Source organism: Streptomyces sp. NBC_00019 (assembly GCF_045041015.1).
Classification (GTDB): domain Bacteria; phylum Actinomycetota; class Actinomycetes; order Streptomycetales; family Streptomycetaceae; genus Streptomyces.
Genome location: NZ_CP108302.1, coordinates 7038227 through 7052672 on the forward strand (window position 1 = coordinate 7038227; position 14446 = coordinate 7052672).

Consider the following 14446-nt stretch of genomic DNA (forward strand, 5'->3'; position numbering starts at 1 on the left):
GCCGGGCGGCGCAAGAGGGTGTGTGTCACATGGCTTCACGGTTCCCCGCGTCGCCGGTGGACCCTATCGTCAAGGTCATGTTCGCCGCCTATGCCGCCCGCATCGACCGTGACCAGCCGCTCTCCGGACTCGAGTTGGGGGAGCGTCCGGCTCCCGAGGCCCGACCCGGCTGGAGCGTGATCGACGTCAGGGCCGCCTCCCTCAACCACCACGACCTCTGGTCCCTCAAGGGCGTCGGCCTGTCCGAGGACAAGTTGCCGATGATCCTCGGCTGTGACGCCGCCGGTGTCGACGAGGACGGCAACGAGGTCGTCCTGCACTCCGTGATCGGCCAGACCGGACACGGCGTCGGCCCCAGGGAGCCACGCTCCATCCTCACCGAGCACTACCAGGGCACCTTCGCCGAGCAGGTCGCCGTGCCGACCTGGAACGTCCTGCCCAAGCCCAAGGAGCTCTCCTTCGCCGAGGCCGCCTGTCTGCCCACGGCGTGGCTGACGGCGTACCGGATGCTCTTCACCAACGCGGGCGTACGCCCCGGCGACTCGGTCCTCGTCCAGGGGGCCGGCGGTGGTGTCGCCACGGCCGCGATCGTGCTCGGCAAGGCCGCCGGTCTGCGGGTCTTCGCCACCAGCCGGGACGAGGCCAAGCGCAAGCGGGCGATCGAGCTGGGCGCCGTGGAGGCGCTGGAGTCGGGGGCGCGGCTGCCGCAGCGGGTGGACGCCGTCATCGAGACCGTCGGCGCCGCCACCTGGTCCCACTCGGTGAAGTCTCTGCGGCCGGGCGGCACGCTGGTCATCTCCGGTGCGACGAGCGGCGACCGGCCCTCGCACGCCGAACTCACCCGGATCTTCTTCCTGGAGCTCAAGGTCGTGGGCTCGACCATGGGCACCAAGGACGAGCTGGAGGACCTGCTGTCCTTCTGCGCGGCCACCGGGGTGCGTCCGGTGATCGACGAGGTGCTTCCGCTGGACCGGGCCCGGGAGGGCTTCGAACGGCTGGCGTCGGGCGAGCAGTTCGGGAAGATCGTGCTCACGCATTCCTGATGCGCGGGTGAGGCGGGTCCGGGTCTCCGGGCCCGCCTTTCTTGCGCCTGGGGTGTCAACCCTGGTTGACATGCGATCCATGTCAACGTAAGTTGACGGCATGACCGAAGCAACGGACCTCGCCGAGCGTGCGGGCGACCGCGATCCACGGGTCGGCCTGCGGGCCGTCGCCGCCCTGCGCCGGCTCCTCGAACAGCTGGAGTCGGTGCAGGTGCGCAGCGCGCGCAACCAGGGCTGGTCGTGGCAGGAGATCGCCGCCGAACTCGGTGTGACCAGGCAGGCCGTGCACAAGAAGTACGGGAGGCATTGATGTTCGAGCGGTTCACGAAGGACGCCCGCGCCGTGGTGCAGTCGGCGGTGGAACAGGCCGAAGGGACGGGCGCGGCCAGCGTCGACGCCGAGCACATCCTGCTCGCGCTGCTCGACCGCGAGGCGAGCCGCGCGTCCTTCGCGCTGGCCGCGCTGGGTGTCGCGGAGGAACGCAAGGAGTCGGTTCGGCAGTCCCTGGCCGAGTCCCGGCGCCACGCCGGCCTCTCCCAGGCCGAGTCCGACGCCCTCGCCGGACTCGGCATCGACGTCGCGCAGATCGTCGCCCGCGTCGAGGAGGTGCACGGTGTCGGCGCGATGTCCGGCGACCGCAAGGGCAAGAGCGGCCTGTCCGGGCGCCGCCCCTTCAGCCAGGGCGCCAGGAACATCCTGGAACGCTCCCTGCGCGCCGCCGTCGCCCGCCATGACCGCCGTGTCGGCGACGAACACATACTGCTCGCCCTCACGATCCGCCCCGGCGTCCCGGGCGAGGTGCTCGCGGACCATGGGGTGACATACGAGTCGCTGGTCCGTGTGCTCTACGGCGACGGGGAGGCGAAGGCGGGCTGAGGGAGGTGGGGGCGGGCCCGGGGCGGTTTTCGGCGCCGGGGCCTGAGGTGGCCCTGAGCAGACTCAGGCCTTCGGTGTCCGCAGCAGCGCCCCGATGTGCGCCGCCGCCGTCGACAGGTGCCGGCGGGCGTCGCGGAGCTGGTCCGAGGTGACGCCGTGGTCCCGGGCCGCGTCGCGGATGTCGTCCCGGAAGCGGTCGAGGAGGCGGTCCAGGTCACGGGCCGAGTCCCCGGTGCCGTCCTCATGGGCCCAGGTCGGTTCGTAGTCGGCGGGGAAGTCCTCGGGGGTCTGCGAGTACTCGGGCGCGCCCGGCGCCGACTTCGCCGCGCTCTTCTGCCCGTGCCCGTGCCCGAACCCGAAGTCCTTGCCGAACTCCCTGCCGTAGTCCCGCCCGAACTCGCCGAACTCCTTGGCCAGTTCGGTCAGCCCCTCGCGCACCCCCGTCGGCCAGTCGCCCCGCGCGAAGTGGTCCTGCACCTGCTCCTGGACCCGCCGTGCGATGCGCTGCACCTCCTCCTGAGCCTGGACCCGAGCGTGCTCCTGCGCCTCCTTGGCCTGACGCCGGGCCCGCTGGGCCTCCTCGCGGGCCCGCCGGCTCTCGTCCTTGGCGCGCCGGGCCTGCTCCTTCCACTCCTGCTTGACGCGGCGCATCTCCTCCTTGGCCGCGCGCCACGACTCGTTGTCGGTGTGGTCCCCGAATTCCCCCGGGGGGCCGTCCTGTTCGCCGCCGCCGCGGGCCTGCGAGGCGGCCGCCCGCATCTCGCGCCGCAGGTCGCCCGCCGCGCCGCGCACATCGGCCCGGATCTCGGCGGCGAGCTCGGCGACCGACTCCCGGATCTCCAGCTCCAGATCGGCCAGCTCACCGCTGCGGTCGGCCAGTTCGGCGCGGCCCGCGTCCGTGATGGAGTACACCTTGCGGCCGCCCTCGGTGGTGTGGGTGACCAGGCCCTCGGCCTCCAGCTTGGCGAGGCGGGGGTAGACGGTGCCGGCCGAGGGTGCGTACAGCCCCTGGAACCGCTCCTCCAGCAGCCGGATCACCTCGTAGCCGTGGCGGGGGGCCTCGTCGAGCAGCTTCAGCAGGTAGAGGCGGAGGCGGCCGTGGGCGAAGACGGGAGGCATGTCAGAGCACCTTCTTGTCGGTCGTGCCGTCGGCCGGGGTGTCGTCGGCGTCGGCCGCGTCCGCGGCGTCAGCGCCCTCACCCGGGCCGGAAACGGAATTGTCCCCCGAGTCGCTCTGTGGATCAGCCACCGGCCCGGTGCCCGCCTCCTCGGGCACCGGGCCCATGTCCGTCGGGTCCACGTCCCACGGCACGTCCTCGGCCGGCGGCCGACGCAGCAGGGCGATCGAGCCCGAGACGGTGGTCGCCTTCAGACTGCCGTTGCCCGCGCCGAGCCGGCCGGTGATCCGCTTGGCGCCCCACTGGCCGCCGACCCGCAGGTCCTCGAAGGCGTTGGAGACCTTTCCGCTCGCGGTGTTCGCCTCCACCTCCGCGTCCGCCGGGTGGGGGAGCCGGATGGCGATCTCACCGGAGACGCTCGTCAGGTTGATGTCGGTCGGGCGGCTCGTCGGATCGAGGTCGACGATCATCGAACCGCTCACCGAGTCCGCCTTGACCGAGGAACCCGCCTCGACCACGGTCAGGTCCCCGGAGACGGAGTTGAAGCGGAGGTCTCCGCGGAGGGCCTGGGCCTCCAGGTTGCCCGAGACGGTGTCGGCGCGGACGGGACCGGTGAGCCCCACGAGCGTGGTGTCGCCGGTGACCCCCTTGACCTCCGCGCGTCCGTCGATCCCCGAGACCACGGCTGCGGCGCCCACCACGCCCACCTCGACCCGGGTGTCGGCCGGCACGGCCAGCGAGACGACGGCACGGCGCCGCCAGCCCTTGCGGTCCAGCCACTTGAGGAAGCCCTTCCAGGGCAGATCGTCGTAGGCCACCGTGAGGGTGCCGCCCTCCTGGGTCACCGCCAGGGGCGGTCCCTCCAGCTCGGAGACCTCCAGACGGGCGGAACCTTCGTCCGTGCCCACGACGTTCACCGTTCCATTGACGATGCGCACATGGAGCTGGCTCACCGGCTCGTCGAACGTGAGCTTCCTGGGCTCCGATACGGACCACTCGGACATGGTGCAGACCTCCCCGTGACACCGCACACGCCATATCGCGTCTTCCGCCATTCACGATATATCGCGGACACGGAAAGTCAAGACACCCGTTCTGGGGATGTTCGCGGCCCAAAAGTGCCCAAACCATATGAATCCGCCTAGCGTGTGAGCATGTCGCCGACGGAAGCCCCTCGCCCCGGTACCCCTCGTACCGGTCCCGCCCCGGGCGCACTGCTGCTCTGCCGCGCGGACCCCGAGTCCGTCGCTTCCGCTGCCCAGCTGCTGCGTGAGCGCATGCTGCTCACGGGCGCGGGCGCGCAGTGGAGCGTCCTCGTCCCCGAGGGCAAGCCCTGGCAGCAGGGCGGCGAGCCGGTCGACCGTGTGCTGACCGGCTGGGCCACGGCACTGGCCGTCGGCGCCCCCTGGCCCGTCCTCGCCCTGTGGTGGGACGCCGACCGCAGCGGCTACACCCTCGCCTCCGGCTTCCGCCGCCCTGTCGGCTACGTCTGGCTCGCCAACGGCACCCCGGCCGGCGAGGACGAGGCCATGCGCACCTTCGCCACCCGCCTGGGCCTGGACCCGGTCCTGGACGTGCAGTCCCTGAACGCCCTCATGGAAGCGGACCCGGCAGCCGACGCCCGCGCCCGCCTCCGCGGCCTCCTCGCCGTCCTCACCCGCGCGGGCCTGACCCTCCCCATCGGCCTCACCCCCGGCGAACCCGCCGACCGCCTCCGCGAGGTCGCCCGCGTCCAGCCGGACGCCCGCCCGGTCGAGTGGTCGGGCTGGCGGGACGCGGCCCGCGCGGAGCTCGACGTCGTCGAGAGCAGCCGCCTGGGCCCCTGGCTCCCCTGGGCAGGCACCCCCAGGGCCCGCGTTCTCGCCCTCGCCCAGGTGGCCGCGGGCGTTCCGCTCACGGCGCTCGGGCTGCGCCGCCGCAGCGGCGGCTGGATCACGGCGGGCGCCCTGCTGCTGGCGCACGGGGCGCTGGGGCTGGCGTACGACCTGGCCCGTCCCCGCGACTGACGTACGGCATACCCTGAGGGAGTAGGTCCCAGGGCAGTGCCCGTCCGTATCAGGAGCGAGAGTTGTACTTCACCGACCGTGGCATCGAAGAACTGGAGAAGCGGCGCGGCCAGGAGGAGGTCACCTTCGAGTGGCTCGCCGAGCAGCTGCGGACGTTCGTCGATCTCAATCCGGACTTCGAGGTGCCGGTGGAGCGGCTGGCCACGTGGCTGGCGCGGCTGGACGACGAAGAGGACGACGAGTAGTCAGTCCGGCCGGCCGGCGGGCGGCAGATACCGCGGCCGCCCGTCCGGCTCGGTCACCGCGGTGAACCCGGCGGCCTCCAGCAGGGCGGCGTTCTTGGCCCGGTAGCGCCGGTTCGCGACGAGCAGGACCGGGATGAGGGCCATCAGCGCGGTCCAGAGGGTGGCGCCGACGAGAAGGCCGAACTTGATCCAGGGGCCGATGGCCAGCCCGGTGAAGCCGAACGCGGTGAGCCCGAACATCTGCTTCTCGGTGAAGCGAGTGGCCAGCTCGAAACTGATCCGCGCGTTCAGCACCGCGACCGCGTCGTCATCCAGTGGCGGCAGCGCGCCTCGTTGGGCGGCGCCCGGGTATCTCACCCAGTTCTCCGCCGCCCGCGCGCGGGCGGCGGGCCCGTGGGCGGGCACGACCCGGATCGCGTACTTCCTGTCGAGTTGATGAGCGCTCACGTACTCGTACCCGAACTGCTCGGCGTAGAAGGCGAGTCGAGCGAGCCCCTTGGTGGTCCCCACGCCGGTGGTGGCCTGGACGGGCTCGCCGCCGCCCATCCGACGCAACATCTTCCGTATATGGCGCTCGCCCACGAACACACCCCCGTAGCGGGAAGGGCCCGGCCCCTGGACGGGGTCGGGCCCTTCTGCGATCAATTGATCAACTGTTCCGAGACCTACGCCTCGAACACCTCACGCACCAGCTGCTCCTGCTCGGCCTGGTGACGCTTGGCCGAACCCACCGCCGGCGACGAGCCGTGCGGGCGCGAGATGCGCCGCAGGCGCTCGCCGTGCGGGACGTCCGCGCCGACCGCCAGGTCGAGGTGGTCGATCAGGTTGAGGGCGATGAAGGGCCATGCGCCCTGGTTCGCCGGCTCCTCCTGGGCCCACAGGTACTTCTCGGCGTTCGGGTACTTGGCGATCTCCGCCTGGACCTCGGCGCCGGGCAGCGGGTACAGGCGCTCGATACGGATGATCGCCGTGTCCGTGTTGCCCCGCTTGGTGCGCTCGGCATCCAGGTCGTAGTACAGCTTGCCCGTCACGAAGACGACCTTGCGCACCGCGGCCGGGTCCGGCACCGTCGAGTCGCCGATGACCGGGCGGAACTGACCCGACGTGAACTCCTCCGTCTTCGACGCGGCGGCCTTGAGGCGCAGCATCGACTTCGGGGTGAAGACCACCAGCGGCTTGTGGTGCGGGTTGTGCACCTGCCACCGCAGGAGGTGGAAGTAGTTCGACGGCAGGGTCGGCATCGCGACCGTCATGTTGTTCTGGGCGCAGAGCTGGAGGAACCGCTCGACACGGGCCGAGGAGTGGTCCGGGCCCTGGCCCTCGTAGCCGTGGGGGAGGAGCAGCGTCACACCGCTCGTCTGGCCCCACTTCTGCTCCGCCGCCGAGATGTACTCGTCGACGATCGTCTGCGCGCCGTTGACGAAGTCGCCGAACTGCGCCTCCCACAGCACGAGCGCGTCGGGGCGGGCCAGCGAGTAGCCGTACTCGAAGCCCATGACCGCGTACTCGGACAGCAGGGAGTTGTAGACGTTGTAGCGCGCCTGGTCCTCGGCGAGGTACTGGAGCGGGGTGTGCTCCTCGCCCGTCTCACGGTTGATGAGGACCGCGTGGCGCTGGCCGAACGTGCCGCGCTGGGAGTCCTGGCCGGAGAGACGGACCGGGGTGCCCTCCAGCAGGAGGGAGCCGACGGCCAGCGTCTCGCCCATGCCCCAGTCGATCGTGCCGTCCTCGACCATCGTCGCCCGGCGCTGCAGCTGAGGCAGCAGACGCGGGTGGACGTGGAAGGTGTCGGGGATGTTGACCTGGGACTCGGCGATCCGCTTCACGGTCTCCGAGGTGATCGCGGTGTTCACGGCGACCGGGAAGTCCGCCTGCGGGTCCGAGATCGGTCCCGCGGCCGGCTGGGCCGTGATGGCCTCGCGGACCTCGGTGAAGACCTTCTCCAGCTGGCCCTGGTAGTCCTGCAGGGCCTGCTCGGCCTCTTCCAGGGTGATGTCGCCGCGACCGATGAGGGACTCGGTGTAGAGCTTGCGCACCGAGCGCTTCTTGTCGATCAGGTCGTACATCAGCGGCTGGGTGAAGGCCGGGTTGTCCGACTCGTTGTGACCGCGGCGGCGGTAGCAGATGAGGTCGATCACGACGTCCTTGTTGAACGCCTGACGGAACTCGAAGGCCAGCCGGGCCACGCGGACGACGGCCTCGGGGTCGTCGCCGTTCACGTGGAAGATCGGCGCCTCGATCATGCGGGCCACGTCGGTGGCGTACATCGAGGAGCGCGACGACTCGGGAGCCGCCGTGAAGCCGACCTGGTTGTTGATGACGATGTGGACCGTGCCGCCGGTGCGGTAGCCGCGCAGCTGCGACATGTTCAGGGTCTCGGCCACCACGCCCTGGCCCGCGAAGGCCGCGTCACCGTGCAGGGCGACCGGCAGGACCGTGAAGTCCGTGCCGCCCTTGTTGATGATGTCCTGCTTGGCGCGGGCGATGCCCTCGATGACCGGGTCGACCGTCTCCAGGTGGGACGGGTTCGCGGCCAGCGAGACGGTGATCTGCTCGCCGTCCAGGCCGGTGAAGGTGCCCTGGGCGCCCAGGTGGTACTTCACGTCGCCGGAGCCGTGCATCGACTTCGGGTCGAGGTTGCCCTCGAACTCGCGGAAGATCTGGGCGTACGACTTGCCGACGATGTTCGCCAGGACGTTCAGCCGGCCGCGGTGGGCCATGCCGATGACGACCTCGTCCAGGCGCGACTCGGCCGCGCTGTCGATGACCGCGTCCAGGAGCGGGATGACGGACTCGCCGCCCTCCAGGGAGAAGCGCTTCTGGCCGACGTACTTCGTCTGCAGGAAGGTCTCGAAGGCCTCCGCCGCGTTCAGCCGGCGCAGGATGCGCAGCTGCTCCTCGCGCTCCGGCTTGGAGTGCGCGCGCTCGATGCGGTCCTGGATCCACTTGCGCTGCTTGGGGTCCTGGATGTGCATGAACTCGACGCCGGTGGTGCGGCAGTACGAGTCGCGCAGCACGCCGAGGATGTCGCGCAGCTTCATCAGGGACTTGCCCGCGAAACCGCCGACCGCGAACTCGCGCTCCAGGTCCCACAGGGTGAGGCCGTGCTCGGTGATGTCCAGGTCGGGGTGCTTGCGCTGGCGGTACTCCAGCGGGTCGGTATCGGCCATGACGTGGCCGCGGACCCGGTAGGAGTGGATCAGCTCGAAGACACGGGCGGCCTTGGTGACGTCGTCGTCGTGCGAGGCGTCGATGTCCTTGAGCCAGCGGACCGGCTCGTAGGGGATCCGCAGGGCCTCGAAGATCTCGTCGTAGAAGCCGCCCTCGCCGAGGAGGTAGTTCGCGACGATGCGCAGGAACTCGCCGGAGGCGGCGCCCTGGATGACCCGGTGGTCGTAGGTCGACGTGAGCGTCATGACCTTCGCGATGCCGAGCTTGTTCAGGGTGTCCTGGGAGGTGCCCTGGAACTCCGCCGGGTAGTCCATCGAGCCGACGCCCATGATGACCGACTGACCGGGCATCAGACGCGGCACCGAGTGGACGGTGCCGAGGCCGCCGGGGTTGGTCAGGGAGACCGTGACACCGGTGAAGTCGTCCATCGTCAGCTTGCCGTCGCGGGCGCGGCGGACGATGTCCTCGTAGGCCTGCCAGAACTCGAAGAAGTTCAGCGTCTCGGCCTTCTTGATGCCCGCGACGACCAGCTGGCGGTCACCGTTGGGCTTCACCAGGTCGATGGCGAGGCCGAAGTTGACGTGCTCCGGCTTGACCAGGGTCGGCTTGCCGTCCTTCTCCGTGAAGGAGTAGTTCATCGACGGCATGGCCTTGATGGCCTGCACCATCGCGTAGCCGATCAGGTGCGTGAAGGAGATCTTCCCGCCCCGGGCGCGCTTCAGGTGGTTGTTGATGACGATGCGGTTGTCGAAGAGCAGCTTCACCGGGACCGCGCGCACGGACGTGGCCGTGGGCACCTCGATCGAGGCGTTCATGTTCTTCGCGACGGCGGCGGCGGGGCCGCGCAGCGTGACCAGCTCCGGGCCGCCCGCGGACGCGGCGGCGGGCTCGGCCTGCGGCTTGGCCGTGGCGGGCTTCGCAGCGGCCGGAGCCGGGGCGGCGGCCTTCGCGGGCGCCGGCGCGGCGGCCGCGGGCTTCGCAGCAGCAGGCGCGGCGGGAGCCGGCGCGGGCACCGCAGGAGCCGCGGGAGCGGCCGGGGCGGCGGGCGCGGCCTGGGCCGGCGCGGCAGCAGGGGCCGGAGCCGCAGCCGCCGGGGCGGCAGCGGCGCCCGGCTTGTAGTCGGCGAAGAAGTCCCACCAGGCTCGGTCTACCGAGTTCGGGTCCTGGAGGTACTGCTGATAGATCTCGTCGACGAGCCACTCATTGGGACCGAACGCAGCAGCAGGGTTCTTCCCCGCTTGGTCGGTGTCGGTCGAGATGCTCGAGTTACTGGGGGACTGTGGCGACACGGCGGCAACCGCCCTCTTCCGCTTCACAAGGTGATGGACAGCGGGAATAAAGGCTACGCCCCCATGGCCGGGAAGGTCAGGCCGGGCAAGGTCATCGTCGCGTAAGTCACATCGGAAAGTGTGTTTCGGGGCCAGAAATGGCGGGAAACAAGCGTGGTTCCGCTTCAGATGGGAAGGGCTTCGCAGGGCCCCGGACGCCGATGGCGCGGGCCTGTGGCCGATCACACGTGTCCGTCAGCGCGGACGCACATGGATCTTGTGGCTCCGGTTCGAACTTTACGTCAACTTGGCAGAGAAGGAAGTCCCGGAAGGGTGACAAGAATCCGGCAACCCCGCTCGGATTCGGCCACTCCGATCCGGCCGCCGTGCAGATCCACCGCCCAGCGGGCGATCGCCAGACCGAGCCCCGTACCGCCGTCGCTGCCCGGACCGTGCGGCCGGTTCACGGCCCCCCGGTTGAACCGCTCGAAGACGCGATGCCACTCCGAGCGCGGGATACCGGGGCCCTCGTCGAGAACCTCCAGCTCAAGGGAGTCCGCCAGCGGCCCGCGCCGGGCCTTCACCGTCACGCGCCCGTGCGGCGGGCTGTGCTTGACCGCGTTGTCGATCAGATTGGCCACGACCTGGTGGATCCGCTCCGGGTCCGCGTTGGCGGTCAGCTCGGGCGGGGACACGTCCAGATGCAGATGCACGTCCGTACGCGTGTGACTGCCCGATCCGGAAGCGATGCCCGCACGCGCCGAAGCGACCATGTTGGCCTCCTTCAGCACGCCCGACAGATACGGCCACACCTCGAAACGACGTGTCTTCAGCGGTACGACGCCGTTGTCGAGGCGGGAGAGGTCCAGCAGCGTCTCGACCAGCCGGCCGAGCCGCTCCGTCTGTTTCAGTGCCGTCCGCATCGTCTCGGGGTCCGCGGGCGAGACCCCGTCCACGATGTTCTCCAGCACCGCCCGCAGCCCCGCGATAGGGGTGCGCAGCTCATGGGAGACATTCGCCACGAGCTCCTTGCGCTGCTGCTCCTGGGCCTCCAGGTCGTCGGCCATCCGGTTGATGGTCTCGGCGAGGTCGCCCAGCTCGTCCCGGCGGTTCTCCCGCACCCGGCGTGTGTAGTCGCCGTGCGAGATGGACCGGGCCACCGCGTTCATCTCGTCCAGCGGAGCCGTGAGCGAATGCGCCACGAACTGCGTGATGAGCAATGTGGCGATCATCGAGAACACCGTGATGAAGCGCAGCTCCGTCTTGGTGCGAACCGCGATCATCGACAGACCCGTGGTGATCAGGACCGAGGTGACGACGAGCGCACCCAGCTTGGTCTTGATCGAGAACGGGCGCACGCCGCCCCAGGGCTCCCAGGGACCTCTCCGTCCGGGCGGACCGCCGCTCATGGCGTCGGCGTCTCCAGGGCGTAGCCCACGCCGTGCACCGTGCGGATCCGCTCGGCACCGATCTTCCGGCGCAGCGCCTTGATGTGGCTGTCGACCGTGCGGGTGCCGGAGGCGTCCGCCCAGTCCCACACCTCGGCGAGCAGCTGCTCGCGGGAGAGGACCGCGCGCGGGGTGTTCGCCAGGCACACCAGAAGGTCGAACTCGGTCGGGGTGAGGTGAACATCCTCACTCCGCACCCGCACCCGGCGCTGCGCGTGGTCGATCTCCAGCTCGCCCAGGCGCAGGATGCCGCTTCTGGGCGTCGCGGCGGCCAGTGCGGCCCGCTCCACCCGGCGCAGCAGCACGTGCACGCGTGCGGCCAGCTCACGCATGGAGAACGGCTTGGTCATGTAGTCGTCGGCGCCGACCCCGAGTCCGACCAGCATGTCGGTCTCGTCGTCGCGCGCGGTCAGCATCAGCACCGGCACCGGCCGGGCGGCCTGCACACGACGGCAGACCTCCAGACCGTCGAAGCCGGGCAGCATGATGTCGAGGATCAGCAGATCGGGCTGCCAGGCCTCGGCCGTGTCGACCGCCGCCGGACCGTCGCCCGCGGTTTGCACGAGGAATCCCTCGGCACGCAGGCGGGTCGCGATGGCCTCCACGATCGTCGGGTCGTCCTCGACCACCAGCACCCGGCGCTGTGCGCCCGGAGTGGCCGTAGCCGTGCCGTTGTGGGAGGTGTGTGTCTGCTCCATCGCCCGCCCCAAGGGTTGCTTTCCGGAATCAGTGGGGTGATCCCGCTTACTGGCTTATGCCTGCGCATGCTTGCGATTGACGCTTGAATGATCTGCGCCAGGGAAGCAGAGTACGGGGAGTCACCACGCCTCGGCTATCCAGGTCGGACCCCGAGGTGTACGACGTCCGGAACGCCCCGGGCAACCGGGACCTCTTCGGTACGCACCCGCTGGAACCCGGCATTCCGTAGGGATCCCTCGAATTCCGGCGAAGGCTGCGCCGACCATACGGCCAGTACCCCACCGGGCCTCAACACCCTTGCGCAGCTGGCCAGTCCGCTCGCCGAGTACAGCCCGTCGTTGCCCTCGGTGACGGTCCAGTCGGGCCCGTTGTCGATGTCCAGGCACAGCGCGTCGTACGTGTCCGACGTCTCATTCACATAAGTGACAAGGTCCATTTCCAGAATCTCGGTCCGTGGATCGGCGAGCGCCGGTGCCGAGAGCGCGGACAGCGGGCCGTGCCGGTGCCAGTCGATGATGGCCGTTTCGCGCTCCACGACCGCGATCCGGCCCCAGCGCGGATCCGCGGCGGCATGTGCGAGCGAGAACCCGACCCCGAGCCCGCCGATCAGCACACCCGGCTCTGGCCGCCCGTCCAGCGCGTCGAGCGCCACGTCCATCAGCAGCCGCTCCGAGCGCCCGTCGGAGGTGTCCATCAGGAAGCACCCGTTGGCGATGATCTGCAGCAGCTCACCGTGCCGGCGCAGCACGACCTCACCGTGCGGGCCCTCACGACGGTCCAGGACTTCGGGGATGTCGTACGAGATGGGCATCCGCCCATCCTGGCAGTTCGGTGGCGGGTGCACAGGGATTTGGCCGGGGCCCGGTCCAGGGCCCAGGAGCTCGTGGAGGTCATGGCCGCCTCCCTCCAGCGCGCTGTCGAGAGCGGCGAGTTGAGGCCCGGCACGGATGTCGTGGAAGGGATCGGGCTGCCGGACGGTTCTTGAGAAGTGGCTGTGAATCGAGATCCGCGTGGCGCCGGTCACAGACACGGGGCAGGAGAGCGCGAAGGCTGGGGTGAAACGGAAGGAGCGCCTCACGGTGGAACGGACTGCGAAGTCTGCGGACGCGGTGCCCACTCCTCCGGACGCCTGGCTTCCCGATGTATCCGGGCTGCTGGACGGGGTGCCGGGCCAGCGCGGACCGGTCCCGGTCTCGGCTCCGGATGCGGATGCGGATGCGGATGCGGCCAAGGCTTCCACGGCCAGCAAGGCCCTCGAAGCCCCCAAAGTCCCCAAGGCCCGCTTGAGGGTTCGCCCTTGGCGTCTCCTCCCCACCCCCACCGGGACGCCCTTCACCTTCGGTTACGCCGCCGTCCTCGCCGTCAGCTCGCTCGTCACGGAGTACGCCGACCCCACCCTCGTCCACTCCCTGCTCCAGGGCTCCAGCACCGACGTGGCCCACCTCGTGCACACGCCCGTACTGGTCCTGCTGGCCAGCGCGCTGTGGATCGCGGGCGGGATCGCGTCGCCGTACGTGCTCGGCTTCCTGCTGGTCATGACCGCGCTGGAGCGCCGGATAGGCGGCCTGCGCGCGGCCGGCGTCTTCCTCCTCGGCCACGTCCTTGCCACCCTCGCGACCGAGCTCCCAGTGGGCCTGGCCGTCCTGGTCGGCCATCTGCCCGACAGCTCCCTGCACCGCCTCGACTACGGCATCAGCTTCGGCGTCGCCGCGGGCACGGGCGCGCTGGCGGGGCTGCTCCCGCCGTGGCTGCGGTGGCCGTTGCTCGGGCTGTTCGGGGGGATGCTGGTGCAGGATCTGCTCGCCTTCACCGACCCGATGACCGAGTGGGGGCATCTGATCTCGCTGGCCATCGGGATCGCGACCTGGACGGTGATACGGCGCTGGCACCCGGCTCAGACCCCAGGCGCGGCCACCGCCGCATAGCCCCCGGCTGCGTCCAGCTCCGCGAGCGTGCCGTGGAACGTGACGCGCCCGCCGGACAGCACCGTGACGTCCTCGCAGGCACCGCGCACGTCCTCCATGAGATGGGTCGACACCACCACGCAGGCGGTACGGCCGAGTTCGCGCACCAGGGTGTGGAAACCGGTCCGCTGCGCAGGGTCGAGCCCGACGGTCGGCTCGTCCAGGAGAAGCAGTGAGGGCGAGTTGACGATGGCCTGCGCGATACCGACCCGCTGCTTCATGCCGCCGGACAGGGTGCGCAGCTTGTGCCCGAGCCGGTCGGCGAGCCCGACGGCTGCCGCGGCGTACTCCACGGCAGCGGGAATCCGTCGGCCCGGCATGTCCCGCAACCAGCCGGCGTAAGCCAGGAACTCACGCACCGTGTAGCCGCGGAACACCCCGAACTCCTGGGCGAGATAGCCCAGCCGGCGCCGGATCTCCTGCCGCTGCGCCGGGATGCGCGGGTCCCGGTCCAGCAGGGTGACGGTGCCCTCGGTGGCCGCCGCGGCGGTCGCGAGGATCCGCAGCAGTGTGGTCTTGCCCGCGCCGTTGGCCCCGAGCAGGGCGTGCACGCCCGGCCCGAGGCTGAGGTCCACGCCGTCCAGGACGAGGGCGCGACGGCACGTCAC

General features: G+C 70.5%; 14 protein-coding genes. 6 read left to right on the forward strand and 8 right to left on the reverse strand.

From position 1 onward, the window contains the following. The first annotated feature begins 77 nt into the window (after positions 1 to 77). The 3 genes from OHU89_RS33385 (at position 78) to OHU89_RS33395 (ending at position 1919) form a co-directional block, all read left to right on the forward strand. Complete coding sequence (locus OHU89_RS33385; RefSeq protein WP_266888123.1) at positions 78 to 1043, forward strand: zinc-binding dehydrogenase; 966 nt, start codon at positions 78 to 80, stop codon at positions 1041 to 1043. A gap of 100 nt (positions 1044 to 1143) precedes the next feature. Beyond that, positions 1144 to 1353, forward strand: a complete 210-nt coding sequence (locus tag OHU89_RS33390) for an HTH domain-containing protein (protein ID WP_059192380.1) — start codon at positions 1144 to 1146, stop codon at positions 1351 to 1353. Then, on the forward strand, positions 1353 to 1919 hold the full coding sequence (locus OHU89_RS33395; RefSeq protein WP_405648457.1) for a Clp protease N-terminal domain-containing protein: 567 nt from the start codon (positions 1353 to 1355) through the stop codon (positions 1917 to 1919). The genes OHU89_RS33390 and OHU89_RS33395 overlap by 1 nt, the downstream gene beginning before the upstream one ends. A 63-nt stretch (positions 1920 to 1982) precedes the next feature. Here the strand turns inward: OHU89_RS33395 and OHU89_RS33400 are convergent, their stop codons facing one another. Beyond that, positions 1983 to 3038 carry a helix-turn-helix transcriptional regulator gene (locus tag OHU89_RS33400; protein WP_405648459.1) on the reverse strand — a complete coding sequence of 352 codons (1056 nt, stop codon included), beginning with the start codon at positions 3036 to 3038 and terminating at the stop codon, positions 1983 to 1985. A 1-nt stretch (position 3039) separates the two neighbouring features. Then, on the reverse strand, positions 3040 to 4041 hold the full coding sequence (locus OHU89_RS33405) for a DUF4097 family beta strand repeat-containing protein (protein WP_405648461.1): 1002 nt from the start codon (positions 4039 to 4041) through the stop codon (positions 3040 to 3042). Positions 4042 to 4191: 150 nt separating this feature from the next. Between OHU89_RS33405 and OHU89_RS33410 the strand changes: the two genes are divergently transcribed. Further along, positions 4192 to 5043: a hypothetical protein gene (locus OHU89_RS33410; RefSeq protein ID WP_405648463.1), complete on the forward strand. Its 852-nt coding sequence runs from the start codon at positions 4192 to 4194 to the stop codon at positions 5041 to 5043. A gap of 62 nt (positions 5044 to 5105) precedes the next feature. After that, positions 5106 to 5288 carry a DUF6104 family protein gene (locus OHU89_RS33415; RefSeq protein ID WP_405648464.1) on the forward strand — a complete coding sequence of 61 codons (183 nt, stop codon included), beginning with the start codon at positions 5106 to 5108 and terminating at the stop codon, positions 5286 to 5288. Here the strand turns inward: OHU89_RS33415 and OHU89_RS33420 are convergent, their stop codons facing one another. From OHU89_RS33420 to OHU89_RS33440, 5 genes are all read right to left on the reverse strand, one after another. Further along, positions 5289 to 5933 (reverse strand): hypothetical protein, encoded by a 645-nt coding sequence (locus OHU89_RS33420; RefSeq protein WP_405648466.1) that lies wholly within the window; start codon positions 5931 to 5933, stop codon positions 5289 to 5291. Positions 5934 to 5953: 20 nt separating this feature from the next. Further along, positions 5954 to 9748: a multifunctional oxoglutarate decarboxylase/oxoglutarate dehydrogenase thiamine pyrophosphate-binding subunit/dihydrolipoyllysine-residue succinyltransferase subunit gene (locus OHU89_RS33425; protein ID WP_405648468.1), complete on the reverse strand. Its 3795-nt coding sequence runs from the start codon at positions 9746 to 9748 to the stop codon at positions 5954 to 5956. A 281-nt stretch (positions 9749 to 10029) separates the two neighbouring features. Further along, a complete protein-coding gene (locus OHU89_RS33430) occupies positions 10030 to 11136 on the reverse strand; it encodes an ATP-binding protein (protein ID WP_266888109.1) in 1107 nt (368 codons plus the stop codon). Then, positions 11133 to 11873 (reverse strand): response regulator transcription factor, encoded by a 741-nt coding sequence (locus OHU89_RS33435; RefSeq protein ID WP_046261291.1) that lies wholly within the window; start codon positions 11871 to 11873, stop codon positions 11133 to 11135. The genes OHU89_RS33430 and OHU89_RS33435 overlap by 4 nt, the downstream gene beginning before the upstream one ends. A gap of 134 nt (positions 11874 to 12007) precedes the next feature. Next, complete coding sequence (locus OHU89_RS33440; protein ID WP_405648470.1) at positions 12008 to 12685, reverse strand: spermidine synthase; 678 nt, start codon at positions 12683 to 12685, stop codon at positions 12008 to 12010. Between the two features lie 268 nt (positions 12686 to 12953). Here OHU89_RS33440 and OHU89_RS33445 point away from each other — a divergent pair, with 268 nt between their 5' ends. Beyond that, the gene (locus tag OHU89_RS33445; protein ID WP_405648471.1) at positions 12954 to 13799 is read left to right on the forward strand and encodes a rhomboid-like protein; all 846 of its coding nucleotides are present in this window, start codon (positions 12954 to 12956) and stop codon (positions 13797 to 13799) included. Here OHU89_RS33445 and OHU89_RS33450 read toward each other — a convergent pair. Further along, positions 13769 to 14446, reverse strand: a complete 678-nt coding sequence (locus tag OHU89_RS33450; protein ID WP_405648473.1) for an ATP-binding cassette domain-containing protein — start codon at positions 14444 to 14446, stop codon at positions 13769 to 13771. The two genes, OHU89_RS33445 and OHU89_RS33450, sit on opposite strands and share 31 nt — an antisense overlap.